The following is a 24,596-nucleotide window of genomic DNA, read 5'->3' as shown; positions in this document are numbered from 1 at the left end:
CTCTGGTTGGGCTGGTCGGCCCTAGTGCGTTCGGTTCCGCAGGGCCATGATCGTCGTCACAGTCAGCACGTGGTCCGCAGGCCACCAGTGAACAAGGGGTCGTCATGGCCGAGGCGCGTACCTTTTCGGAGCAGAACCCCATCCGGGTCTTCCTGCTGGACGACCACGAGGTCGTACGCCGAGGTCTGACCGACCTCCTGGACGCCGAGCCGGACATCTCGGTGGTCGGCGACGCGGACAGCGTCGAGCACGCGCTGGTGCGTGGCCCGGCGCTGCGTCCGCACGTGGCCGTCCTCGATGTCCGTCTGCCGGACGGTGACGGCATCAGCGTCTGCCGGGAGCTGCGCAGCCAGATGCCGGAGCTGTCCTGTCTGATGCTGACGTCGTTCGACGACGAGGAAGCGCTGCTCGACGCGATCATGGCCGGAGCCTCGGGCTATGTGCTCAAGCAGATCAAGGGCTCCGACCTGGTAGCTGCGGTACGCACGGTCGCTTCCGGTCAGTCGATGCTGGACCCTACGACGACTGCCCGGCTGATGCGCTCCCTGCGCGCGGACCCCACCGAGGCACCCGCCCTGGCACCCGAGCTCGCCAGTCTGTCACCGCGCGAGCGGGACATTCTCGCGCTGATCGGTGACGGACTCACCAACCGCGAGATCGGCAAGAAGCTCTATCTGTCCGAGAAGACGGTCAAGAACCACATCTCCCGGCTGCTCGCGAAACTCGGTGTCCAGCGCCGAGTCCAAGCGGCCGTCCTGGCCAGCCACCTCGAACGGCCCGACTCCACCGACCACCCGACGCGCTGAGTCCTGCGGGCCCCTCCGCCCCCGCGATCGTAAGGACGCCGTGTGACGATCAGCTTCCCGCCACGTCGCCGTCCGGACTCACGGGAACCCGCCACACCAGCCTCGTACCGCCGCCCTCCGGCCGTTGACCGAGCGTCAGTGTGCCGCCGAGAGTCACGGCCCGCTCCTCCAGGTTCTTGAGCCCACTGCGCCGGACGTCGCTGGGCACTCCACAGCCGTCATCGATCACCGTGAGCGTCAACTCCCCTCCGGCGCACTGAAGTCGAACGTCCACGGTTTGAGCGCCGGAGTGCCGAGCCGCGTTGCTGAGTGCCTCGGCGAGCACGGCGACCGCGTGGTCCGCGATGTGCTCCGGGACATCCGTCTCGACGAGCCCCTCGATCCGTAGCGCGGGCGGGAAACCGAACGATGTGGTGGATGCCGTCACCGCCTCGGACACCCGGCCGCGCAGACCGTTGCCTTCCCTGCCCTTCCCGCCGTGGGTACGCAGACCGAAGATCGTGGATCGGATGATCTTGATGGTGTCATCGAGGTCGTCGACGGTACGGGTCAGACGCTCCATGCCCTCGGGATGCTCCATGAAGCGCTGGGTGCTCTGCAGGGTCATCCCGGCCGCAAAGAGCCGCTGGATGGCCAGGTCGTGCAGATCCCGCGCGATGCGGTCCCGGTCCTGGAGGAGCGTGATCTGTTCCGCGTCCCGCCGCCGCTCGGCCAGTTCCAGGGCAAGTGCCGCCTGGTCGGCGAACCCGAGCAGTAGTCCGGTGTCCGCGTCGCCGAACTGTGAACCGCCCGGCACTCGCCCGAGCAGCAGTACGCCCCGCGCCTTCCCGCTGGTGCCGAGCGGTACCGCGACCACGGGTCCGAGTCCGGCCCACTGGGGCTCCCGCTCACCGGTGCGGGAATCGTGTTCGATGTCGGCGCTTACCACCGGCTCCGCGGAGCTCAGTGCGGCCGCGACGAAGCCGTCCCGGGCGGGCATCACCAGGCCGCTGCGCTGCTCCGCGCCCAGACCGACCGCGAGCGCCGGCCGCAGCGCCTCGTCACCCGGCAGGCGCTCCGCGATCATCCCCATGTCCGCGGAGGCGATCTTCCGGGCCTCGTCGACGATCAGCTCCAGGACCTCCGAGCTCGGTGCCCCCGTCAGGAGCATGCTCGTGACCTTTCCGCTCGCCCGCTGCCAGCGCTCGCGAAGGCTCGTCTCCTCATACAGCCGTGCGTTCTCGATGGCGACTCCGGCTGCCACCGCGAGCGTCGACAAGACGGACTCGTCCTCCGCGTCGAACTCCTTGTCGCTCCGCTTCTCGGTGAGGTACAGGTTCCCGAACACTTTGTCGCGCACCCGGATCGGTACGCCCAGGAAGGAGTGCATGGGTGGGTGATGGGCCGGAAAGCCGTACGACTCCGGATGCTCCGAGAGCTCCGGCAGCCGCAGGGGTACCGGATGCCGAATGAGCTCGCCGAGCAGCCCGTGCCCGCTGGGCAGCGCCCCGATCTCCGACCGCCGCTCCTCGTCGATGCCGACGGTGATGAACTCGGACAGCTTCCGGTCGCCGCCGATCACGCCCAGCGCCCCGTACTCGGCGTCCACCAGGGCTACCGCGGCCTCGACGATGCCGCGCAGCACCTGCGGAAGGTCCAGCTCCCGCCCGACCGACAGAACGGCCTCCAGCAGGCTGTGCAGGCGGTCCCGGGTACCCCGCACCGCGGCGATGCGCACCTGTAGCTCGCCCAGCAACTCGTCCAGCCGAAGTTTGGGCAAATGCTGTTCGGTGTCTCCGCGCGCGTCCGCGCCCATCGCTTCCTCCGGCCAATTCGGCGGACAAGAGACCGCGCACCAGTTCGCCTGCCCTCACCGTACTGCTTGGGTGGCCTCGGCATCACCACGAAATGGCCCGAAGGCAGGAATCCTGAACGCAGTTCAAGCAATCCGGGCATCGCCGGGCCCTCATCGGGTCACACCATGTTTCCGGTCGGAATCAGGGGGCGGAGCGGTTGTGGCGAACGCCGAGGAGGCGGGGCCGGCGCTTCAGAAGCGCCGGCCCCAAGCCGCGGGGTCGTGCCGCCGCAGTGGTCGGCCGACGGGCACGGTTCAGCTCTTCCGTGCCCCGGTCGCCAGTTCGGTACCGATGCGCGCGGCCCATGCCTCGATCTGCTCGAAGTCGCGGAAGTCTCCGCCCTTCCCGGAGGAAACGATCTTCCGGGCGATGAATCCTTTCGCTCCCTCTTCGAGGCAGCCACCGAATGTGACGTGCTCGTCGACATCGAGCCGGGTCATGGCCCGCTTCACACCGGAGACGGGCGGGATGTCCCTCTCCGCGGCCGAGGCGTCGAGCGGTCCGCTGCTGAAGAACCACAGCGGGCGCTCGGCCAGCGCGCGGCGGTAACGGCGGACGAAGCGGCGGGCGTCCTTGTGCCAGCGTCCGGCGTACAGTCCGCCGCCCACCACCACGGCGTCGTACGAGTCCACACTCGTGATGGACCGCGCGGGCAGTGCCTCGGCCGACGCTCCTTCTTTGCGCAGAACTTCGGCGATGGTCTCGGCGATCCGCGCGGTCGATCCGTTCGTCGTTCCGTAGGCCACCAGCACCTTGCTCAGCATGGCGGTTCGCCCCCTCTCACAGCTTTCGCAGCCATTCCTCGGTGACACCGTGCAGGGCAGGCCCGTCCGGCCGCAGGTGCGAGTCGTCGAGCCGGTAGGTCAGGTTGTCGACCACCGCGACCACGCCGTCGATCCGATTGGTCATGGAGACGGCTATCTCGGCCTCGCTCTTGCGCTCCACGTGACCGTCGAGCGTCACGACGCCCTCGTGCACGCCGACCTCGACGGTCGAGGGCACCAGCCACAGCGAGCGGACGAGTACCTCGCCGATCACCTCACGGCGAATCACGTCGTCCGGCTGCAGGAAGACCTGGATCAGGTCGCGGCGGGTGACGATGCCGACGAGCCGGTCCTCTTCGTCCACCACGGGCAGCCGCTCCACGCGGTGGTGCGCCATGGTCCGTGCGGCCTCGGCGATGGTGTCGTCGGCGTGCACGGTGATCGGCGGCACGGACATCAGCTGTCCGGCGGTACGAGCGTTCGCCTTCGCGGCCTGCCGCCGGCCGCTGCGAGTCAGCTCGGCTCGCAGGGAGCGGCGCTTGGTCTCATACGGGTCGGGGATGTCCGCCTGCCGGACCATGAGGTCGGTCTCGGAGATCACGCCGAGGACCTTCGCGTCCTCGTCGACCACCGGAAGCCCGCTGATGCGCTGCTCGGCCAGCAGCCGCGCCACCTCCTTGAACGGGGTGCCGTACTGGGCCGTAACGACCTCGGCCGACATCACGGATCCGACCTTGTTCTGCTTCATGTCTGTTCCTCCTCAGCGCAGTCGGCGCAGATAGGGGTCCTGGGCCCGGCGCGGCAACAGGCGTACGCGTGCGTCGAGCACGGTGACCGCGGCGGGAGTCGCGAGGACGGGGTTGAAGTCGGCCTCGGTGAGTTGGGGCAGGTCGCCCGCCATGCGGGACAGCCGCAGCAGAAGCTGTTCGAGGCCTTCGAGGTCGGCCGAGCGGCTGCCATGCGCACCCAAGAGCAGCGGCGCGCAGCGCGGTGCGGTGATCAGGTCATGGACGTCGTGGTCGGTGAGCGGAGCGAGGCGGGCGGCGTGGTCGGCCAAGACCTCGGTCGCGGTGCCTCCGAGCCCGAACAGCACCAGCGGCCCGAAGACTTCGTCCTGGACGACGCCCGCGAACAGTTCCGTGCCGCGCGCGGCCAGCGGCTGGACGACGACGCCGGTCATGAGCCCGGCGAATCGGGTCTCGAAGTCCCGGAAAGCGGCGCGCACTTGGGCGTCACCTTCGAGATCGAGATGCACGGCGTGCTGTTCGCTCGTGTGGACCAGGCCGGGCCAGTAGGCCTTCATGACCACACGGCCGTCGGGGCCGCGCAGCCGCTCCGCGGCGATCACTGCCTCGTTCTCGGTCTCGGCCCATGCCCAGGGCAGTTGCGGAATGCCGTAGCAGGCCAGCAGTTCGGCGCAGGTGCGCGGATCGAGCCAGCCGCCGTCCGGGTGAGCGGCGAGATAGGTCTCGGCAAGCGAGTGCGCCCGGGCCGAGTCGACCTCCGCGAGCTCCGGAATCGTGCCCGCCGGTCGGCTCAGCCAGGCCGCGCGACGGGCGGCGTGCGCCAAGGCCCTGGCCACAGCCGCCGGCTCCGCGTACGACGGGATGGTGCCGCCGTCCGTCGCGGGCAGCAGCGTGACCGGCAGGTCCTGCTCCAGTCGCACCGCGGCGACGGGCCGGGGCCCACGGCCGGATCCGTCGGTGAGAGCCCGGACGAGGTCGTCGCCGGTCGCCGCGGCGACCGCGGTGGGAACGAGGGCCAGGAGGACGGCGTCGATGTCCGAGAACTGAACAAGCCGGTCCACACAGCCCCTGAGCTGGTCCTCCGTGACAGCCGCGGTGGCGTCGATGGGGTTACCCACGGCGGCGCCCTCGGGCAGCACGGCAAGCAGGTCGTCGATCAGTGCTGGAGTGGGGGGAGGCAGGGACAGCCCGGCCTCGGTGCACGCGTCGGCCGCGAGGACACCCGCGCCGCCCGCATTGGTGACGATCGCCACCCGGGTCCCGGCCGGCAGCGGCTGGGAGTGCAACAGGGCGGCGGTTTCGAGGAGTTCACCCACCGAGCGGGTGGCAGTGATGCCCGCCTGGGTGAACAGCGCCTGCCGGGTCATGGTCGGGGTCGCGGCGGCCGCGGTGTGCGACGCGGCGGCGCGGCGACCGGCCTCGGTGCGGCCCGCGTCGACCGTCAGGACGGGCATACGGCGGGTAACGCGCCGGGCGGTCCGCGAGAACGCCCGCGGGTTCCCGAAGGACTCCAGATGCAGCAGGGCAAGGTCGGTGCGGCCGTCGGTCTCCCACCACTGGAGCATGTCGTTGCCGCTGACGTCGTACTTGTCGCCGAGGGACGCGAAGGAGGAGACTCCTACACCGAGCCGAGACAGGCCGTCCAGGAGGGCGATGCCCACTCCTCCGGACTGCACGGCGACGCCCGCCGTGCCGGGGCGCGGGTGGTCGGCCGCGAACGTGGCGTCGAGGCGGATCCTCGGGTCGGTGTTGGAGATGCCGAGGCAGTTGGGCCCGACGAGCCGCATGCCGTACGTGCGACACGCCGCCATCAGCGTTTCCGCCTGATCGCTGTCGAGCCCTGCCGACACGACCAGCAGCGCCCGGACGCCGGCCTTGCCGCACTCCTCAGCCGTGGCCGGGACGCCAGCGGCGGGGATCGCGAGCACCGCGAGATCGGGAACCATGGGCAGCGCGCTGACCGATGGGTAGGACGGCACCCCGAGGATCGACCTGACGCTGGCGTTCACCGCGAAGTGCCGCCGCGTGAAACCCCCGGCGTGCAGATGGTGCAGCAGGGCCCGCCCCACCGACCCCGGTCTGCGCCCGGCGCCGACCACTGCGACAATCTGCGGCCGCAGAAGCGGCTCGAGGCTGGCCACGTCGGCGGCCCGGCCGCGTGCCTCGACCGCCGACAGATAGGTGTCGTCCTCGTCGAGTGCGATGGTGCAGCGCACGTCGGGGCCCTCGAAGTGGCGTGCGCTACGCAGGCCCAGGTCGGCGAAGAGCCGGAGCACTTCGTGGTTCTCCGAGAGCGCGTCGGCGGTGAACGTGGTGATGCCGTCCGCGCGGGCGGCGGAGACCAAGTGCTCGACGAGAAGGGTGCCGACACCCCGGTGGTGCAGCCCGTCGGCCACCGCGATCGACATCTCTGCCGTGTCCGCGTCGTGTCCGGTCTCGTATTCGGCCAGGCCGATCACCTGACCCTGGATCTCGGCGAGCAGCGCCCGGTATCCGGGGTGCGGTGGCGCACAGGCCCGGTCGGCGGCCATGTCGGCGGAGCGGCGGCTCGCGGCGAAGAACCGCAGCCGCAGGTTCTCCGGCGACATCTCCTCGTACAGGCCGCGCAGTGACTCGTGGTCGCCGGGTTTCACGGACCGTATGCACACGGTGGTGCCGTCCTGGAGCAGGGCGTGAACTTTGGGGCGGCTGCGCTCGTCGTCCGTCATATCGGGCCTCCTCGAAACCTCTCGACAGTTCGAGCATCCAGCGGTCCGCAGGCCCCTCCCAGGGGCTGATCGGGTGCGGCGTATGGGCCGGTCGGCCCCAAGGCAGGCCCAGCACGCGGCGCAGGCCATCGGGCCCACTTCGGATCCGTACGGCCCCTGTGCGGACCATGGGCGTTCGGCGGACTGTGGATCCCTCAACTCCCTTGCGGACGGAGGATGAATCGCCATGGCGCAGTCGATCGTCGTCGGTTTCGACGGATCCACCCACAGCCGGACCGCGGTCCGATGGGCGGCCGGTGAGGCGGGACAGAGCGGACTGCCGCTGCGGGTCGTACACGTCTCGGCGCTGCCCGATGAACAAATGCTGACGACGTGGCCCTACTGCCGGGAACCCGCTCCGGACGCCTTGGCCGAGTCGCTCGAGGAGGCTCACCCCGAGCTGCGGGTCGAGGTGAGCCTCCTCAGCGGAGCGACGGTGCCAGGGCTGCTCTCGCTCGCCTCTAGGGCCTCCTGCACGGTTCTCGGGCTGCGTGGCACGGGAGGCTTCCCAGGTCTGGCCGTCGGTTCCGTGGCCCAGGAGGTCGCCGCACGCTCGGACCGGCCGGTGATCCTGATACCGCGCAGCCCCGGCCGTACGGTTGGCGAAGGACGAACGGACCAGGTGACGTTGGGCATCGACGCCCGCGATGTGGCGAGCGCCGCCGTGGACTTCGCCTTCGACTCCGCGCGGCGACGCGGCGCCCGGCTGCACGCCGTCCACGCCTGGCACCTGCCCTCCCCTGCCGAGCACTGGATGCCGTTCGCGCTGCCCGAGCAGGACCGGGGCGCGTGGGAGGACCAGGAGGTGCAGTTGCTGTCGGACGCGCTGCGGCCGTGGCGGGAGAAGTATCCGCAGGTGGACGTCTACGAGGATGTTCGCCTCCAGAGCCCGTCGGCCGCCCTGGTCCACGCTTCGGCCTTCGCCCGGCTTCTGGTGGTCGGCCGCGGTGGCACGTCACTCGGCCCCACTTCGCACGCCTTGCTGGAGCACACCGTGTGCCCGGTGGCCGTGGTTCCCCAGTGACAAGGGACCGTCCGGTCACTGGTGCGGCAGGGTGAGGGTGCAGGACTCTCCGGGACCGACGGAGACGGTGCGGTCCGGGAGGGCGATGTCGATCGGGTCTCTGTCCGAGGCGGGCACCGTAACCCGCAACTGGGCGGAGCTCAGCCGCAGTCGTACGCCGCGGTGGCCTCGGTAGCGGATCGTGAAGCCGTACTGAGACAGCTCCGGCAAGGGCACGGGGTCGAGCCGCAGAGCGCCGCCACGGGTCTCCAGACCGGTCAAGCCGCGCTGTACGAGGTCGACGGTGCCGGCCATCGCGCCCAGGTGGATGCCCTCGCCCGTGGTGCCGCCCTGCAGATCGGCGATGTCCCCGTCCAGGGCCTCGTGCACGTACGTCCACGCCTCCGCGCGCCGCGCACGGGCGAGTACCCACCCGTGCACCAGGCTGCTCAGCGTGGAGCCGTGACTCGTACGACGCAGATAGTGGTCGACCGTGCGCCGCCAGTCGGTGTCGTCCAGCTCGTGTCCGAGCCTGCGCAACAGGTTCCCGAGTTCAGCGGGCGAGAAGAGGTAGCCCAGCATGAGGACGTCCGCCTGCTTGGACGCCTGGTAGCGGTTGACGGTGTCGCCCTCGGCCTCCAGGATCCGGTCGAGCCGCCGGATGTCGCCGTACCGCGCGCGGTAGCCTGCCCAGTCGAGCTCCTCCAGAGCGCCGTAGCCCTCGAACTGGCTGATCACCCCGGCGTGGAAGGGCACGTACAGCTTCCTGGACACGTCCTCCCACCCGTCGAGTTCGGCGGAGTCGAGACCAGTGCGTTCGCAGAGGTCCTTGCGCTGCAGTTCGGGCAGCTCGTGCAGGGCGTCGAGGGTGCGGGCCAGCACCCAGGCGGCGGTGACATTGGTGTACGCGTTGTCGTCGAGCCCGGGCCGGTCGGCGCCGGGGTAGGCGTCGTGGTACTCGTCGGGGCCGACGACGCCGCGGATCCGGTACCGGCCGAGCGTCCGGTCGTACGCTGCGAGGCCGGCCCAGAACCGAGCGATCTGCACCAGCATCTCGATGCCCTTGGTGTGCAGAAACTCGGTGTCGCCGCTCGCCTCGCAGTACTGCCACACGTTGTACGCGATCGCCGAGCCGACGTGGTGCTGGAGTCGTGAGTGGTCGGGCAGCCAGCGCCCCGAGCGCGGGTTGAGGTGCAGTTGCTGTGATTCCTCCCGGCCGTCGCTGCCGCTCTGCCACGGGTACATCGCACCGGTGTGTCCGGCGTCTCGGGCCGCGCGGCAGGCCTGCTCCAGACGGCGGTGCCGGTAGGTGAGCAGCGCACGGGAGACCTCGGGAAAATGCAGGTTCAGATACGGCAGGACGAACAGCTCGTCCCAGAAGACATGGCCGCGGTAGGCCTCGCCGTGCAGGCCGCGCGCCGGGACGCCGACGTCCAGGTCCGCGGTGTGCGGCGAGAGCGTCTGGAGCAGGTGGAAGAGGTGCAGCCGCAACACCGGGCCCGCGCTGTTCGGGACGTGCAATTCGGCGTTGCGCCATAGCTGTTGCCAGGCCGTTCGGTGCGAGGCCAGCAAGGTGGCGAAGTCCGGGGCGCGGCCGACCCGGTCGAGGGCCGCGTGCACCGGGTCCTTGATCGCCGGGTCGTGGGAGGTGTGCAGGGCGACCGTCTTGTCGACCGTCACTGTCCGGCCGTCGGTCAGGGACAGCCGCAGCAACTGGGCAGCCCGGGCCTCCTGGTGCGCGTCGCGCGTCTCGGTGGCCGTGTCGGTGACGGTACGCGCCGCCAGGCCGATCCCGATGTCGGAGGTGCTGGTGCGGCAGCCCAGCCAGACCGTGTCCGGCGCCGAGGTCCCCGTCTCGACGTGTGTGATGTGCCGGGAGGCGAGGGAGCGGTAACGCTCCACTCCGGTATTGGCGACTGCCCCGTCGAGCGCCGACTCGACCTCGATCTCCCCCGACCAGCCCTGCGCCGTCACCTGGGTGCGCAACAAGGCCAGATGGGGCTCGGACATGTGGACCAGCCGCACCTGCCGCACGGTGAGACACCTTCCGACACCCTCCTCGACGTACTGGTATCGCAGTGCACGTTCGAAGGTGCCCGCACGTAGGTCCAGGCTCTGGTGATGGTCGAGGAGCTTGTGGGTGTCGGGGGAGAGCCAGTTCCCCGAGGCGGTACGGAGGCGGAGCGGCAGCCAGTTGGGGAGGTTGACCATGTCCTCGTTCTCGACCTGGCGTCCGGCCACGTCCGAGGTGAGCCGGTTGTAGCAGCCCGCCGCGTACGTGCCCGGGTAGTGGACGGCGTCCGCCACGCACTCGGGGGCCGCGCCGCGGGTGGCGAAGTAGCCGTTGCCCAGCGTGCACAGCGATTCGCGCAGCCGTTCCTGTGCCGGGTCGTAGCCCTCGTACTCCCAGGTCCAGTCGCGCATCCTCAGTCCTCCTGTCCGAGTAGCTCAGCAAGGTCGTCGACGACCACGTCCGCGCCGTGCTTCAGCAGCGCGGCCCGTGTCGCGGGGGTACCGGCCCGGTCCACGCCCACGACGAGCCGGAAGCCGCCGCGTCGCCCGGCCTCGACTCCGGTGAGGGCGTCCTCGACGACGGCCGCACGGCCGGCGGGGACGCCGAGGCGGCGGGTCGCCTCCAGGAAGAGGGCGGGGTCGGGTTTGCCGGGCAGGCCCAGCCGGGCCGCCTCTCCGCCGTCCACCATGACATCGAAGAGGCCGCGCACTCCGGCGTGTTCGAGGAGTTCACCGGCGTGTCGGGAGGCGGAGGCTGCGGCGAGCGGAATTCTGGCGGAACGCAGGGCGCGCAGTAGCCGGACCGTGCCCGGGTAGGCGTCGATGCCCTCGGCGCGCAGTCGCTCCGTGAACAGCCGCTCCTTGAGGGCGGCGACGGCTTGGACCTCGGCGTCCGACGGCCGCAGCCCCCGGGCGCTCAGGAAGGCCGCGGCCCCGTCGAGACGTGACCTGCCGTCGACGTACCGCAGGTAGTCGCCCTGCGCGTCGAAGGGACGGCGGCCACGCAGACCGGGAAAGGCGTCGAAGGCCGCCTTCCAGGCGGCGGCGTGCACCCGCGCGGAGTCGGTGATGACCCCATCGGTGTCGAAGACCACGGCCGCTGTACCCCGCAGCACGCGGGGTACAGCGGTGCCGCTCCGCTCCTTGCTCATCAGTCGTCGGCCACCAGTGCGGTGAGGTCGAGGAGCCGGTGGGTGTAGCCCCACTCGTTGTCGTACCAGCCGAAGACCTTCACCAGGGTGCCGTTGGCCTGGGTCAGGGCCGGGTCGAAGACGCACGACGCCGGGTCGCCGATGACGTCCCGCGAGACGATCGGCGCCTGCGATACACGGAGGATGCCGTTCAGCGTGCCCTCCGCGGCCTTGGCGAAGGCGGTGTTGATCTCTTCGGTCGTCGCCTCGCGCCGCAGCACCACCGCGAGGTCGGTGAGCGAGCCGTCCTCCACCGGGACGCGAACCGCGATGCCGTCCAAGGCGCCGGCCAGGTCCGGGACCACCAGACCCACGGCGCGTGCGGCTCCCGTACTCGTCGGGATGATGCTCAGGGCCGCCGACCGGGCCCGGCGCAGGTCTTTGTGCGGGCCGTCCAGCAAAGACTGGTCGTTGGTGTAGCCGTGGATGGTGGTCATCACGCCGCGGTCGATGCCGAAGGTCTCGTGGAGCACCTTGACCATCGGAGCGACGCAGTTGGTGGTGCAGGAGGCCGCCGACACGATCCGGTCGCGGTGGCGGTCGTAGGTGTTGTCATTGACGCCCATCACGATGGTGGCGTCCACGCTCTTGCCGGGTGCCGAGAGCAGGACCGTGTGGGCGCCGCTCTTCAGGTGCAGGGCGGCGGATTCACGGTCACGGAAGCGGCCCGTGGACTCGATGACGATGTCGGCCCCGTAGTCGGCCCACTGGAGGGCCGCCGGATCGCGCTCGGCGGAGACGGCGATGCGCCGGCCGTCGACGGTGATCGAGCTGTCGTCGTGGATGACCTCGCGTCCTATACGCCCGAACGTCGAGTCGTACTCCAGAAGGTGGGCCAGAGTGGCGGGCGGGGCGATGTCGTTGACGGCGACCACCTCGACGTCCTGCGTACCCGCCTCCGTCCGGTCGAGTGCCGCGCGCAGATAGGTGCGGCCGATGCGGCCGAAGCCGTTGATGCCGACACGTACGGTCATGGCGTTGAACTCCTCTGCTGGGTCAGGGTTTCAGGCGGTCCAGGTCCAGTCGGCGACCTCGGGCAGGTCGGTGCCGTGTTCGCGGATCCAGGCGTGGTGCCGGGTGCGGGCATCGGCCATCTGCTGGCGTACGGCGGCGGCGCGGACGCCGAGGCCGGGGACGCGGTCGATGACGTCCATGACCAGGCGGTAGCGGTCCAGGTCGTTGCGGACGACCATGTCGAACGGCGTCGTCGTGGTGCCCATCTCCTTGTAGCCGCGCACATGGAGGTTCCGGTGGCCGGTGCGGCGGTAGGCGAGGCGGTGGATCAGCCAGGGATAGCCGTGGTAGGCGAAGATCACCGGCTTGTCGGAGGTGAAGAGGCCGTCGTACTCGAAGTCGCTCATCCCGTGGGGGTGTTCCTCGCGCGGCAGCAGCCTGGTCATGTCGACGACGTTGACGACCCGGACGGCCAGCTCGGGCAGATGGCGCCGGAGCAGATCGGAGGCGGCGAGCACTTCCTGGGTGGGAACGTCGCCGGCGCAGGCGAGGACGACGTCCGGTTCGCGGTCTCCGTTGGCGGAGCCCGCCCACTCCCAGATTCCGGCGCCTCGGGCGCAGTGCACGCGGGCCTGGTCCATGGAGAGCCAGTCGAAGCAGGGCTGTTTCCCGGCGACCACGACGTTCACGTAGTCGCGGCTTCGCAGGACGTGGTCCGCCACGGACAGCAGGGTGTTGGCGTCCGGCGGGAGATAGACCCGTACGACCTCCGGACTCTTGTTGAGGACGTGGTCCACGAAGCCGGGGTCCTGGTGGGAGAAGCCGTTGTGGTCCTGGCGCCAGACGTGCGAGGTGAGAAGGTAGTTGAGCGAGGCGATCGGGGCGCGCCAGGCCAACTCCCTCGATGTCTTGAGCCACTTGATGTGCTGGTTGACCATCGAGTCGACGATGTGCACGAAGGCTTCGTAGCAGGAGAAGAGCCCGTGCCGGCCGGTGAGCAGATAGCCCTCCAGCCAGCCCTGGCAGAGGTGTTCGGAGAGAATTTCCATGACCCGGCCGTGCCTGTCCAGGTGTTCGTCCACCGGAAGGGTCTGCGCCTGCCAGGCCTTGCCGCTGGCATTGAAGACGGCTCCCAGCCGGTTGGAGGCGGTCTCGTCGGGGCCCACCAGCCGGAAGTCACGCCGCCCCGACGTGTCCTTCATGACCTGCTCCAGAAGGTCGCCCAGGATTCGGGTGGGCTCGTGCAGGGTCGCGCCCGGCTTGTCGACGGGCACGGCGAAGCGGTCGAGGGACGGGATCGGCAGGTCGCGTACAAGCAGGCCGCCGTTGGCGTGAGGGGTGGCGCCGAGTCGCTTGGAGCCGTCGGGAACGCAGGCGAGGACGTCGGCGACGGGCCGCCCCTCGGCGTCGAAGAGCTCCTCGGGACGGTACGAGCGCAGCCAGGTCTCCAACTGCCGCAGGTGTTCCGGGTTTTCACGGACAGCGGCCAGCGGGACTTGGTGGGCGCGCCACGTTCCCTCGACGGGCGCCCCGTCGACCTCGGCGGGCCCGGTCCAGCCCTTGGGGGTCCGCAGCACGATCATGGGCCAGTGCACCCGCTCGGACACGCCGTCCTCGCGAGCCGTGGCCTGCATGAGCGCGATGCGATCCAACGCCTCGTCGAACGCCTGGGCCATGGCCCGGTGGACCTGGTGCGGGTCGTCGCCAGTGACGTGGATCGGCTCGTGGCCGTACCCCCGCAGCAGCTCGTCGAGTTCCCGCTCCGGCAGCCGGGAGAGCACGGTCGGGTTGGCGATCTTGTAGCCGTTGAGGTGCAGGATCGGCAGGACGGCGCCGTCGTGGACCGGGTCGAGGAACTTGTTGGAGTGCCAGGACGCGGCCAGCGGCCCGGTCTCGGCCTCGCCGTCGCCGATCACGCAGGCCACCAGCAGATCCGGGTTGTCGAAAGCCGCCCCGTAGGCGTGCGCCAGCGAATAGCCCAGCTCGCCACCCTCGTGGATCGAACCGGGCGTCTCAGGTGCCACGTGGCTGGGCACTCCGCCGGGGAAGGAGAACTGCCGGAACAGCTTGTCCATGCCCGCCGCGTCCCGCGAGACGTCCGGATACGTCTCGCTGTAGCTGCCCTCCAGCCAGGAGCCGGCGAGGACGGCAGGCCCGCCGTGACCGGGGCCCCATACGCAGAGGGCGTCGAGACCGCGGGCCTTGATGACACGGTTGAGGTGCGTGTACACGAGGTTCAGGCCGGGCGAGGTGCCCCAGTGGCCGAGGAGGCGCGGCTTGATGTGCGCGGGGGTCAGGGTCTCGGTCAGGAGCGGGTTGGCCAGCAGGTAGATCTGGCCCACGGCAAGGTAGTTGGCGGCCCGCCAGTGGGCGTCCAGGGTGCGCAGTTCCTCGTCGGTCAGTACGGTGCTGTCCTGGTGTTCGACCTTGGGCATGGTGACTCCGTAGTCATCGGGCGGAGGAGGCGGCATGGCCGACAAGAAGGCGGCGACATTGCCGCGCGCGGCATACGAGCGGGAGCTGCTTCGTCTGCAGACGGAGCTGGTGAAGCTTCAGGAATGGGTACGGGCCGAGAGTGCCCGGCTCGTGGTGGTCTTCGAGGGACGGGACGCGGCGGGCAAGGGCGGCACGATCAAACGGGTCACGGAACATCTCAACCCGCGGATCGCCCGGACGGTGGCGCTGCCCAAGCCGACCGAGCGCGAGCGCACGCAGTGGTACTTCCAGCGGTACGTCGAACATCTGCCCGCGGCCGGGGAGATCGTGCTGTTCGACCGCAGCTGGTACAACCGGGCCGGTGTCGAGCACGTGATGGGCTTCTGCACCAAGGAGGAGCATCAGCTCTTCCTGCGTCAATGCCCGATCTTCGAGCGGATGCTCGTGGAGGAGGGCATCCTGCTTCGCAAGTACTGGTTCTCGGTGAGCGACGCCGTGCAGCAGGACCGGTTCCGGCGCCGGCTGAAGGATCCGACGCGGCGCTGGAAGCTCTCCCCGATGGACCTGGAATCGATCACCCATTGGGAGGCCTACTCCCGGGCGAAGGACGAGATGCTGGTGCACACCGACATCTCGGAGGCACCGTGGTTTGTCGTCGAGAGCGACGACAAGCGCCGGGCCCGGTTGAACATGATCGCCCACTTGCTCGGCTCCATTGCGTACCAGGAGGTGTCGCCGCCCGTTCTGGAGCTGCCACCGCGGCCGCCGTCCACCGGCTACGTGCGCCCGCCGCGCGATCTGCAGACCTACGTCCCCGATCACGCGGCGAGCCTCTGAGCCGCTCATGCCCGTTGAGGTACGACGGCGACCGGGCACGCGGAGTGGTGCAGGACCGCGTGCGCGACCCGGCCGAACTGAAGTCCGAAGTGACCCTCGCGTCGGCGCGCGCCGACGACGAGCAGATCGGCGTCGGCAGAAGCGTCCAGCAACACCCGGCGGGCAGTGCCCTCCACGGTGCGTCGGCGCAGATCCACGGACGGATGATCTGCCACGGCCTCGCTCAGCGCCGACTCCAGGATCTCCACCGCACGCTGCTCGTGCAGACGAGCGGGTTCTCCCGCGAGCAACGGGTGGTCCGTGGTCTCGTGCGCGGGACAGCGCCAGGCCCGTACGGCGTGCAGAGCGGCTCTGCGGACCTCCGCCTCCTGGAAGGCGAAACGCGCGGCCGCAGAGGTGTGCGACCCCTCACCGACTCCGAGGACAACTCTCCGGTGCGCCCCAGCCCTTGCCTGGTTGTCGTGGCTGCCTCGGAGCACGATCACCGGACAGGCGGCGCGGGATGCGACGGCGAGACTCACCGAGCCGAGCAGCGTCTCGGCCATGCCACTGCGCCCACGGGATCCGAGGACCAGCGCGGAGGCGCTGTGCCCCTCCTTCAGCAGCACGCTCACGGCGTCGTCGGGCAGGACCTCCGTGGAGATCTTCACGTCGACGTTGCGACGGTGGGCGCGCTTGGCGGCAGCCTCGACGATGTTGTCGGCCATGACCTGCTCCGAGGACCTGCCCTGCCCCTCGGAGAGGGCCGCACCCTCGTAGCGCTCCCACAGCGAGGCGTAGACCAGGCGCAGCGGTACCCCACGCAGGTCGGCCTCGTCCGTCGCCCAGTCCACGGCGCACAGGCTGGACCCGGTTCCGTCGACGCCCACGACCAGCGGCAGCTCCACGCTCTTCACCTTCCTTCGCCGAAGTCGAAGACGATCCGGGCCTTGATCTCGCCGCGCAGGACTTCGTCGATCGACTCGTTGACCGAGGTCAGGGGCCGGGATTCCCGAATGACCCTGGTCCGGCCCGCCGCGTGCAGGTGGAACACCTCGGCCAGGTCCTGCCGGGTGCCGACGATCGAGCCGATCACCGAGGTGCCGTTCAGCACGGTGTCGAAGATCGGCACGGGGATCGTTCCGTGGGCCGGCAGGGCGACCATCACAAGCTTTCCGCCGCGCCGCAACCCGGAGTACGCCGCGGAGAAGGCGGCCTCGTTCACGGCGAGCGCGATGGCGGCATGGGCACCGCCGTATCGCCTGAGCACCTCGCCCGGATCGTCCTTACGGGCGTCGATCACGAGGTCGGCGCCGAGTTCCGCGGCGAGCTCGAGTTTCTCGTCGGTGACGTCGATCGCCGCCACGGCGGCCCCGGCGATCTTCGCGTACTGGACCGCCAGGTGGCCCAGCCCTCCCACCCCCGAGATGGCGACGAGCTGCGTGGGCCGGACGTCGGCGACCTTGATCGCCTTGTACGTCGTGACGCCCGCACAGGTGAGCGGGGCCGCATCGAGGGGGGAGATCCCGTCGGGCACCGGCTGAGCGAAGTCGGCCCACGCGAGCATCTTCTCGGCGTAGCCGCCGTCGCAGCCGTACCCGGTGTTGATCTGCTGCTCGCACAACGTCTCCCAGCCGGAGAGACAGTGCTCGCACCGTCCGCAGGCCTTGCCCAGCCAGGGCACCGCGACGCGCTGCCCCTGTTCAAGGTGGGAGACCCCGTCGCCCAGGGCCTCGACGAGGCCGACGCCTTCGTGGCCGGGCACGAACGGCAGGTTCGGCTTGACCGGCCAGTCGCCGTGCGCCGCGTGGATGTCTGTATGGCACAGCCCGGAGGCCTCCACCCGGATGCGGACCTGGCCGGGGCCGGGCTCGGGGTCGGGGCGCTCCTCAATGACCAGGGGCTCGCCGAAGGCTCGGACCACTGCTGCCTTCATGGGGAAATCTCTCCTCGGGTGATCAGTCGTGCGATACGACGGCGACAGGGGCGGTGGCAAGGTGCATTACGGCATGAGTGACGGGCCCGATGTGGGCGCCGAGCGGGGAGCGTCGGATGCGGCGGCCGACGACGACCAGGGACGCCTCGCGCGAGGCGTCCACAAGGTGGTCGGCCGCCTTTCCGGACAGGGAGTCCTCGACGATCTCCACCGCCGGGAACTTCTGCCGCCAGGGACGCAGCACCTCGGTCACGGCGACGGCCTCGTCCGCGGCGATCCGGGCGTTCATTTCGAGATCCGGGGGCAAGCCGTACGCGATGTAGGGCGGCTCGTTCCAGGCGTGGACGACACGGAGCGAGGTACCCCGCAGGACAGCCGCTTCGAAGGCGAAGCCGATCACGGCGTCGTCAGGGTTCGCGGCGTCGAGCCCCAGAACGACGGGCTGGAAGGGGGCCGAAGCCGAAGGGACGCCGGCCGGGTCCAGCCTGTGCTCGTCGGCGGCCAGTTCTCCGGCCCGTACGAGGACAACAGGACGCTCGGCGTGTGCCACGACGGCCAGGGGGACGGAGCCCACCATGAAACCGCCCACCCCGCTCATTCCGCGGGAGCCGAGAACCAGCAGCTCGGCGTCCTTCGCGGCGCCCGGCAACACCTCGGCGGGCCGCCCCGAGAGTTGCTCTGTGACTACTTCGACCCCTGGGTGGCGCATCCGGATTCCGTCGGCCGCTTCGCGAGGGATCCTCCCCCAGCCTTCGGCCGGGGGTGCCCCCATCTCGCTTCGCTCGCTCCAGTGCTGCTGCGTCTCGGCTCCGAGGAGCGGGGCCTGAGCCATGGGCTCCGGTACCGGCTCCCAGATATGGACCACCTTCAGCGGCAGTCCGCGGAGCTTGGCCTCACGGGCCGCCCATTCGGCAGCGGCCCTGCTCTCGGGCGAGCCGTCGAGGCCCACGGTGACGGTGCGGGTCATGGTCTCCACCTTCTGAATCGGGCGATCCCGATTCCAGCGTCGTGTCGTGGGGGTTTGTGGTGCAGGGGCCGCTTGTCCCCGGAACGGTCCGATCGGCCCTATGGAGCCGCGGCCGGCGCGGGAGGACGGGACCCTGTCCGGGTGCCGCCCTCCCGTCCGCGGTCAGCGCAGCCAGCCGTTGTTCCGGACGAACGGCAGCTTGGCCCAGAGCTTGCCGACGCCCAGGGTGCCGCCTGCCGAGGCCAGCGCCAGGGCGATGAGGACGACGGCGTAGATGAGGTGGTAGTCCACGAACGGGTTGGTGGACATGCTTGCCGAGCCGTCGGACAGGTGCTTGGCCGGCGGCCACTCGGCGATCCACATCAGCGCCATCATCGCGGTGCCCGCGACAGCGGCCAGCCGCAGGGCGATCCCGCCGATCAGCGCGAGCCCGATACCGAGCAGGCCGGCCATGAACAGCCAGTCTGCCCAGCCCGCGCCGGCCCAGTCGTGGAAGGTGGACTCCATCGGTCCGGCGGCGACGCCGCTGAGGAAGCCCTTGGTGGGCGAGCCGCCGTCGATCCAGCCCTTGCCCGACGGGGTGGCGTAGCCGAAGCCGAAGGTCTTGTCGAGGAACGCCCACAGGAAGACGAATCCCGTCAGCAGACGGAGCGACGCGAAGGAGTAGGCCCACAGGGTGTGCGTGTCGGTGCCCGCGGACACGGCGGACTCAGGGGTGGACGCGGTCCGATGCCCACGCCAGGAGGGCAGGTGGAACCCCGGGCTCCGGTGAGGGTGCTCGTGCACGGCCATGGTGGTGATCCCTTCGGGAATCGGAGGCTGTCGGACCGGTGTCCGACAACGCTCACTCTGGTGGCGCGGGACCGGTTCGTGCCGGATGCCGAAGGGCCATGGCCGTGGGGCTGAACGGCCCTCTCTGCAGGGTCTGTTGGGTGTGCTGCGCGTGCGGTTCACACAGGAGGAGAACTACTTCTGCCTCGTTGCGTCAGTGCCTCCGCGTCGGTGCCACTCCAGGTAGGCGGCCATGGCCGTGGGCAGTGTCGGGAAGATCCGGTCGGTGCCGATGGCCTCCGTCAGTCCGAAGGCGTCCAGGTCGTCGAGCAGGTCCTGCTTGACGCGGGCGAGGGCGAAGACGATGTGGCGCTGCTCGAATTCCTGGCGCAGGGCGTCGACTGCGTCGAGCGCGGTGATGTCCACCTCGACGATGGCCTCGGTGTTGAGGACGAACCAGTCGACAGGGTCCTCGTGTTGGTCGACCGCCGCCAGCGCTCGCCGTTTGAAGTCCTCGGCGTTGGCGAAGAACAGGGGCGAGTCGTAGCGGTAGACGAGCAGGCCGGGGACGGTGTGGGCCTGCGGATAGTCGTCCACGTCGTGCATGCCGGCCAGGCCCGGCACCAAGCCCTCGACCGCGTCGTGCGGGCGGGCCACCCGGCTGAGCAGCTCCGCGACCGAGAGCCCGACCGCCACAAGCACGCCGTACAGGATGTCCAGGACGAGCACTCCGGCCAGGCAGCCCAGGGCCAGCAGCAGTTCCCGGCGCCGGAAGGCGGCCAGCCGCCGGAACCCGGCCACATCCATCATGCGGACGGCGGCATAGACAACCAGGGCGCCCAGAACGGTCGTCGGCGTGTGCGCGAGGAGCGGGCTGAGGAACAGCAGTACGGCGAGGACCGCGGCGCAGGCGACGAGTGAGTACGCCTGGGTACGGCCGCCGGCCGAGTGCGCCAGGGCAGTACGACTGGCGCTGCTGCTGACGGGGAGGCCGTGCAGTGCGCCCGCACCCAGGTTCGCCGCACCCATGGCCAACAGCTCCTGGTTGGGGTCGAGTTCATCGCCCCGCTCCGCGAACGCGCGTGCGGTGAGGATGACATCGGTGTATCCGACGAGGAGCACGCCGAGTGCCGGCAGCACCAGTTGAGGCAGGTCACCCGGTGCCGGCAGACCAGGGCTGGGCAGCCCGGCCGGTACCGCGCCGATGACGGCGATGCCGTGGTCCTCCAGGCCGAAGGCCGCGACGACCGCGGTGCCGAGCACCACGGCCAGCAGCGGACCCGGCACATTGTGAGAGAACCGCGGCACGGCGAAGAGGAATGCGATCGCCGCCACGGAGAAGACCACCGTGGCGGGCTGGGCTTCTCGCAGGTTCGTTACGAACGACAGCAGTTGAGGAAAGAACTCGGACCCCGAGGTCTTGACACCGGTCAGTTTGGGCAGCTGGTCGACGATCATGATGAGCGCCACACCCGTCATGTAACCGACCAGGAGTGGCCGCGACAGAAGGTCGGCGAGGAAGCCCAGCCGCGCCGCCCACGTGACCAGACACATCAATCCGACCACGAGCGCGAGGCCGGCGGCGAGCGCGGCGTACTCGTCCGGGTTGCCCGCGGCGAGCGGCCCCACCACGGTGGCTGTCATCAGTGCGGTGGTGGACTCGGGCCCGACGGACAGCAGCCGCGACGAGCCCAGCAGCGTGTACAGCAGCAGGGCGGGGATGATCGCCCACAGCCCGGCGACCGGTGGCAGTCCCGCGAGGCCCGCATACGCCATCACCTGCGGCACGAGATACGCCGCGACGGTTACTCCGGCCAGCAGGTCACCGCGCAGCCACGAGCGACGGTAGCCGACCAGTACGGCCAGACCGGGAGCCATCCGCCGCACGAGACCGCGTCGGCGTTCCCCGGCCACCCCATCTGGGCGCTCGGACATGGGGCTCCTTTCGTCACCCCCTTCAGCATCGGCCCGCCGGCAGCCGACCGCGAGGGCCGATCGGGACCCGCCCTGGGAGCGGAACGCCCAGGACCTTGCTGCCGAGCGGCACACGAAGGTACGGCACTGAGCGGCCCACATGAGAGTGCGCCACAGGTTGGGCCGAACGACCCCTGTTCGGGACCGGGCGGCCTGTGGTGTTCTCTCGCGTCACGCGCCCACGCTGGCAGTAGCGGCCCCACGGCTCCCGAAGGGCACCATGACAGGCCGCGGCGAAGGCATCGCCATCGACGCCCGGCTCGTACCGCACACCGCACGGGCCACCGGCGGCGTCGCGCCGGACCAAGCGGCGACCAGCCGCGCCAGCGTCGTCCGCACATGACATCCCGAGGAGGAGACCATGTACGGCAGCCCACACATCGTGAGCGATGTGATGACTCACACCGTCGTCGCAGTCAGTCGCGACGCCCCGTTCAAGAAGATCGTCAGGACCATGGAGGAGTGGAAGGTCAGCGCCGTCCCCGTACTGGAGGGCGATAGCCGGGTGATCGGTCTCATCTCCGAGGCCGACCTGCTGCCCAAGGAAGAGTTCCGCAACAGCGACCCGGACCGCTTCACGCAACTCCGCCGACTGTCCGACCTCGCCAAGGCGGGAGCGGTGACCGCCGCGGAACTGATGTCTTCCCCGGCCGTCACCGTGCAGGGCGACGCCACCCTTGCCCAGGCCGCGCGCATCATGGCCCAGCGCCAGGTCAAGCGGCTTCCTGTCATCGACAACGAAGGAAAACTCAAGGGCATCGTCAGCCGGGCGGATCTGCTGAAGGTCTTCCTGCGGTCGGACGAGGACATCGCCGAAGAGATCCGCAGCGAGGTTGTCGCGCATGTCTTCCCCGGTCCGGTGGAACCGGTACGCGTGCAGGTCACCGACGGCATGGTCACCCTGACCGGGCAGATCGACGACCCCTCGCTCGTGCCGGTGGCCACCCGTCTGGTGCGGGCCGTCGAGGGCGTGGTGGACGTGAAGTGGCATCTTTCCGGGGACTCGGACGCTCAGCACGCTTCCTCACGGACTGAATCGCGCTGAAACGCCCTGTCGAGTACCGCAAGCCGACGATCCGTTGTTGGCCCGGCAACTCATCCGGTCGTCCTACGCCACTTGGGTCCGATCCGTTCCCATTCCGCGTCCCACTGCCGCATGCGGCGCCGGTCCACGCATACACGTGCGAGCCGTCCACAGGCCAGCACCGCGACCCCGCCGCTCAGCCCAACGAGCCCGCCGGTCAACGCCCCTCGCAATCGCGCCTCCGACTCGGTAACCGGCTTCGAAACCAACTCACCCGTGCGGTCCGTCCACACGGTGACCGTGGTGCCGGCCGCGCTGCCGGGCTCGACCCTTGTCCGGCCCGTGTGCGTCGTACCGTCCATGGCTGTCCAACGTACCTGCGCCCACACGTTGCCATCACTCCTGAAACCGGACGGCGACACTCGGGCGCTCCTCGCCGCGTTCTCGGTCAGAACAGCAGCAAGCGACCGCAACTCGGCGCGATGCCCGCCAAGGTCGAGTTCCACGGCCGCTGCTGTCGCCTGGCCTGCGAGCGCGCCGACCAGAAGGACGAATGTCCAGGTGGCGAGTATGATCCAGGCCTCCACGCAATCACTGTGACGCCGAAGCGGATTGCGCCGCCAACGCCATGACCGCACCCGCGTCACCTTCGTACGACGTGTACTCGCCATCGGTGGACACCCCCTTCCTCGTACCGACAGCACTCTCTGTTGTGTGCTGTGAGGAACGTCCCAGCGTCGCCCGACACGCCGGGAGGGGCCGACCAGGCACTCCCGCGGGGACCTCCGGGCCGAGCTCGGGACCGAAAGGGACCACTCGACAGGGGTCTGCGCAGCGAGATGGCCGCCCAGCCCCTGATTGGGTCCGGACGGCCCCTTCGCCGAGCGCCACTCTCGTCCGCACGCTGAGGGCATTCGCACTCTCCAGAGCTCACACCGTCCGGGAAGAGGTCCTCATGTCCGCGACATATCTGGACCCGTCAACGTTGGAGAAGCTGATCTCGGCCGCCATCGCGGCGCCGTCGATGCACAACACGCAGCCCTGGCGTTTCCGTCTCGAACCCGACACGTCCACCGTGGAGCTGCACGCCATCGCCGAGCGGGGACTGCCGTACGAGGATCCGCACGGCAGGGCCCTGCACATCGCGGCCGGTGCGGCCCTTTTCAACCTGCGGGTCGCGGTGACCCACTTCGGATGGAAGCCGGTAGCCCGGTTGCTCCCGGCCCCCCAGCACCCCGGTCTGCTTGCCTCGGTGCACATAACTCAGCGCGCCGGCCCCCGTGCAGTCCATGGCGCAGACCTGTACGAGTCGATCTGGCACAGGCACAGCAGCCGATTCCCCTTCTCCGACGAGCGGCTTCCCGGCTCCGTCCTCCGCGAACTCGCCGAGGCCGCCCATACCGAAGGTGCCACGCTCATCGTGCCCGAACCACACGAGACGGCACGGCTGTTGCGGGTCACTGCCGACGCGGAGCACCGCAATCGCGCCGACGCGGACCGCAGCGCGGAGAGCCGCAGGTGGGCGAGCCGGGACGAGTTCGAGAGCACGGGAATTCCTTCCTCCGCGCTCGGCCCTCAAGACGCCTTCGAGCAGCTGCCCATGCGCGACTTCACCACGCGACGGTCGGTGGAGCAGCTGCCGTCCCGGCCGTTCGAGCGGACCCCCACGCTCGCGTCACTCAGCACTGGCCACGACCGGCGCACCGATTGGCTGCGCGCCGGGCAGGCACTTCAGCACGTCCTGCTCGTGGCGACGGCACACAGTCTGCGTACCTCGCTCCTGCATCAGGCACTTGAATGGCCCGACCTGCGGAACGACCTACGCAGCGCGACAGCGCCCTTCGATCACGTTCAGATGCTCATCCGGCTCGGATACGGCCCGGAAGGACCTGCTACACCCCGCCGTATGCCACCCCTGTTCCTGGACCGCGACGGAGCCGCCGCTTCGGACGATCCGAACTGATCCATCCGGCGGTCGGACAGCACGCGGACGCGGGACTGGACGCGGGCCCTCACCAGCTCCGTGACGTTGTGGATGGCGCAGCCCCCTGCAAACCGACCACCTGCATGGGACTCACCACCGTTTCGATGGGCAGCAAGTCATCGAAACGGACGGCTACCTGATTGCGTGGTTGCTGGTGCGTCCGGGCTGCTCATGACGGCTCTCCCTCCTCTGGGCACAGTCCTCAGGGGCACGACAGCCAGCCGGGTTCCAGGAGTCGGTGACAGGCGGCGTCACGCGGCCGGGCACCCGGCCCGGCGGTCTTGCCCCGCTTCCTGGGCCCGAGTTCTTCCGGCCCGGACCACCCAGACAGGGCCGGATGGCCCCCACGAGCGCGCCAACCGGCCGTCGCCCCGGAGGCCGTCGGGCGACCCAGCCTGGAAGTAAGAGACCACCCGGCCCCTCAACCTACCCATCGTCCAAGAGGCCCTCAGCAAGCAGCGGCACGGAGGAGCGGTGGTGCAGCGGATCGAAGCCGAGCTGCTCCACCGCCACATCGATCTGACCCTGGCGACGGAACTCGTGTCGGCCCCGGCCTCCCAGGCCCTCCTCGAACACAGCGCGAGCGCATACTTACCGTACGACTGAGGTGCCGTCGGTGCTCCAGTGAGG

Annotated in this window: 21 protein-coding genes; 7 read left to right on the top strand and 14 right to left on the bottom strand. The window is 69.8% G+C overall.

Annotated features, from left to right (window positions below; genetic code table 11):
- The first annotated feature begins 104 nt into the window (after nucleotides 1-104).
- Nucleotides 105-806, top strand: a complete 702-nt coding sequence (locus tag ACZ4RZ_RS18315) for a response regulator (RefSeq protein ID WP_467745698.1) — start codon at nucleotides 105-107, stop codon at nucleotides 804-806.
- A 49-nt stretch (nucleotides 807-855) separates the two neighbouring features.
- Here ACZ4RZ_RS18315 and ACZ4RZ_RS18310 read toward each other — a convergent pair whose 3' ends face one another.
- From ACZ4RZ_RS18310 to ACZ4RZ_RS18295, 4 genes are all read right to left on the bottom strand, one after another.
- Nucleotides 856-2,601 (bottom strand): sensor histidine kinase, encoded by a 1,746-nt coding sequence (locus ACZ4RZ_RS18310; protein WP_467745696.1) that lies wholly within the window; start codon nucleotides 2,599-2,601, stop codon nucleotides 856-858.
- Between the two features lie 294 nt (nucleotides 2,602-2,895).
- Entirely contained in the window at nucleotides 2,896-3,405 is a 510-nt protein-coding gene (locus tag ACZ4RZ_RS18305) for a flavodoxin domain-containing protein (RefSeq protein WP_467745694.1), read from the bottom strand.
- A gap of 16 nt (nucleotides 3,406-3,421) precedes the next feature.
- A complete protein-coding gene (locus tag ACZ4RZ_RS18300) occupies nucleotides 3,422-4,153 on the bottom strand; it encodes a CBS domain-containing protein (protein ID WP_467745692.1) in 732 nt (243 codons plus the stop codon).
- Between the two features lie 12 nt (nucleotides 4,154-4,165).
- A complete protein-coding gene (locus ACZ4RZ_RS18295) occupies nucleotides 4,166-6,859 on the bottom strand; it encodes a bifunctional acetate--CoA ligase family protein/GNAT family N-acetyltransferase (RefSeq protein ID WP_467745690.1) in 2,694 nt (897 codons plus the stop codon).
- 226 nt (nucleotides 6,860-7,085) lie between these two features.
- Here ACZ4RZ_RS18295 and ACZ4RZ_RS18290 point away from each other — a divergent pair, with 226 nt between their 5' ends.
- Nucleotides 7,086-7,922: a universal stress protein gene (locus ACZ4RZ_RS18290; RefSeq protein WP_467745689.1), complete on the top strand. Its 837-nt coding sequence runs from the start codon at nucleotides 7,086-7,088 to the stop codon at nucleotides 7,920-7,922.
- Nucleotides 7,923-7,937: 15 nt separating this feature from the next.
- Here ACZ4RZ_RS18290 and ACZ4RZ_RS18285 read toward each other — a convergent pair whose 3' ends face one another.
- From ACZ4RZ_RS18285 to ACZ4RZ_RS18270, 4 genes are read right to left on the bottom strand one after another with little or no spacing between them, the layout of a single operon-like run.
- Nucleotides 7,938-10,325 (bottom strand): glycoside hydrolase family 65 protein, encoded by a 2,388-nt coding sequence (locus tag ACZ4RZ_RS18285; RefSeq protein WP_467745687.1) that lies wholly within the window; start codon nucleotides 10,323-10,325, stop codon nucleotides 7,938-7,940.
- Between the two features lie 2 nt (nucleotides 10,326-10,327).
- On the bottom strand, nucleotides 10,328-11,065 hold the full coding sequence (locus tag ACZ4RZ_RS18280; protein WP_467745685.1) for an HAD family hydrolase: 738 nt from the start codon (nucleotides 11,063-11,065) through the stop codon (nucleotides 10,328-10,330).
- On the bottom strand, nucleotides 11,065-12,078 hold the full coding sequence (gene gap, locus ACZ4RZ_RS18275; protein ID WP_467745683.1) for a type I glyceraldehyde-3-phosphate dehydrogenase: 1,014 nt from the start codon (nucleotides 12,076-12,078) through the stop codon (nucleotides 11,065-11,067). Before gap ends, ACZ4RZ_RS18280 begins: the two co-directional genes overlap by 1 nt.
- A 30-nt stretch (nucleotides 12,079-12,108) precedes the next feature.
- A complete protein-coding gene (locus tag ACZ4RZ_RS18270) occupies nucleotides 12,109-14,493 on the bottom strand; it encodes a phosphoketolase family protein (RefSeq protein WP_467745682.1) in 2,385 nt (794 codons plus the stop codon).
- A gap of 34 nt (nucleotides 14,494-14,527) precedes the next feature.
- On the opposite strand from ACZ4RZ_RS18270, the gene ppk2 reads away from it, so the two are divergent.
- Nucleotides 14,528-15,331 (top strand): polyphosphate kinase 2, encoded by an 804-nt coding sequence (gene ppk2 / locus ACZ4RZ_RS18265; RefSeq protein WP_467745680.1) that lies wholly within the window; start codon nucleotides 14,528-14,530, stop codon nucleotides 15,329-15,331.
- Nucleotides 15,332-15,336: 5 nt separating this feature from the next.
- Here ppk2 and ACZ4RZ_RS18260 read toward each other — a convergent pair whose 3' ends face one another.
- The 5 genes from ACZ4RZ_RS18260 to ACZ4RZ_RS18240 all read right to left on the bottom strand — a co-directional run bounded on the left by ACZ4RZ_RS18260 (nucleotide 15,337) and on the right by ACZ4RZ_RS18240 (nucleotide 20,919).
- Nucleotides 15,337-16,218 (bottom strand): universal stress protein, encoded by an 882-nt coding sequence (locus tag ACZ4RZ_RS18260; RefSeq protein ID WP_467745678.1) that lies wholly within the window; start codon nucleotides 16,216-16,218, stop codon nucleotides 15,337-15,339.
- A gap of 5 nt (nucleotides 16,219-16,223) precedes the next feature.
- Nucleotides 16,224-17,246, bottom strand: a complete 1,023-nt coding sequence (locus ACZ4RZ_RS18255) for a zinc-dependent alcohol dehydrogenase (protein ID WP_467745676.1) — start codon at nucleotides 17,244-17,246, stop codon at nucleotides 16,224-16,226.
- 22 nt (nucleotides 17,247-17,268) lie between these two features.
- Entirely contained in the window at nucleotides 17,269-18,213 is a 945-nt protein-coding gene (locus tag ACZ4RZ_RS18250; RefSeq protein WP_467745674.1) for a universal stress protein, read from the bottom strand.
- 162 nt (nucleotides 18,214-18,375) lie between these two features.
- Entirely contained in the window at nucleotides 18,376-19,005 is a 630-nt protein-coding gene (locus ACZ4RZ_RS18245; RefSeq protein ID WP_467745672.1) for a hypothetical protein, read from the bottom strand.
- A 174-nt stretch (nucleotides 19,006-19,179) separates the two neighbouring features.
- Nucleotides 19,180-20,919, bottom strand: a complete 1,740-nt coding sequence (locus tag ACZ4RZ_RS18240; protein ID WP_467745670.1) for a SulP family inorganic anion transporter — start codon at nucleotides 20,917-20,919, stop codon at nucleotides 19,180-19,182.
- 259 nt (nucleotides 20,920-21,178) lie between these two features.
- Between ACZ4RZ_RS18240 and ACZ4RZ_RS18235 the strand changes: the two genes are divergently transcribed.
- Both ACZ4RZ_RS18235 and ACZ4RZ_RS18230 read left to right on the top strand, forming a co-directional pair.
- Nucleotides 21,179-21,301: a hypothetical protein gene (locus ACZ4RZ_RS18235; RefSeq protein ID WP_467745669.1), complete on the top strand. Its 123-nt coding sequence runs from the start codon at nucleotides 21,179-21,181 to the stop codon at nucleotides 21,299-21,301.
- Between the two features lie 18 nt (nucleotides 21,302-21,319).
- Nucleotides 21,320-22,003, top strand: a complete 684-nt coding sequence (locus tag ACZ4RZ_RS18230) for a CBS domain-containing protein (protein WP_467745667.1) — start codon at nucleotides 21,320-21,322, stop codon at nucleotides 22,001-22,003.
- A gap of 50 nt (nucleotides 22,004-22,053) precedes the next feature.
- On the opposite strand, the gene ACZ4RZ_RS18225 is transcribed toward ACZ4RZ_RS18230, so the two are convergent.
- Complete coding sequence (locus ACZ4RZ_RS18225; RefSeq protein ID WP_467745666.1) at nucleotides 22,054-22,653, bottom strand: Rv1733c family protein; 600 nt, start codon at nucleotides 22,651-22,653, stop codon at nucleotides 22,054-22,056.
- 284 nt (nucleotides 22,654-22,937) lie between these two features.
- Between ACZ4RZ_RS18225 and ACZ4RZ_RS18220 the strand changes: the two genes are divergently transcribed.
- Both ACZ4RZ_RS18220 and ACZ4RZ_RS18215 read left to right on the top strand, forming a co-directional pair.
- Nucleotides 22,938-23,945 (top strand): Acg family FMN-binding oxidoreductase, encoded by a 1,008-nt coding sequence (locus ACZ4RZ_RS18220; protein WP_467745664.1) that lies wholly within the window; start codon nucleotides 22,938-22,940, stop codon nucleotides 23,943-23,945.
- 498 nt (nucleotides 23,946-24,443) lie between these two features.
- Nucleotides 24,444-24,572, top strand: a complete 129-nt coding sequence (locus ACZ4RZ_RS18215; RefSeq protein WP_467745663.1) for a hypothetical protein — start codon at nucleotides 24,444-24,446, stop codon at nucleotides 24,570-24,572.
- Nucleotides 24,573-24,596 lie beyond the last annotated feature (24 nt).

Source organism: Streptomyces sp. NPDC027189 (assembly GCF_055566975.1).
The sequence above is the reverse complement of the archived record's forward strand: the minus strand, read 5'-3'. Positions and strand labels throughout refer to the sequence as shown.